At 71.5% G+C, this 246-nt stretch carries 1 pseudogene; it reads right to left on the bottom strand.

From position 1 onward, the window contains the following. A pseudogene (locus tag SB751_RS34055) lies at positions 1-246 on the bottom strand (TonB-dependent siderophore receptor); the annotation flags it as partial.

The following is a 246-nucleotide window of genomic DNA, read 5'->3' on the forward strand; positions in this document are numbered from 1 at the left end:
CTCGTGACCGAAAACGGCACGTCGAGCATCTTCTGCTTGCCGAGCACGCCGATCGACGCGCCGCTCGCGACCTGCCCGCCCGCATACGCCGGCGCAAGGTCGCCGGGCAGCGCGGCGCGAGCCGCTTTCACACTCACGGCGGGCAACACCGACGACTTCGCGCTGTCCGTGGTGGCGCTATCGCTCGTGGCATCGGCGGCATACGCGTGGACGGACAGGCTGGCGAGCGCGACAGCCGCAGCGGCG

This window comes from Cupriavidus sp. SIMBA_020, from assembly GCF_046535395.1.
Lineage (GTDB): Bacteria > Pseudomonadota > Gammaproteobacteria > Burkholderiales > Burkholderiaceae > Cupriavidus > Cupriavidus campinensis.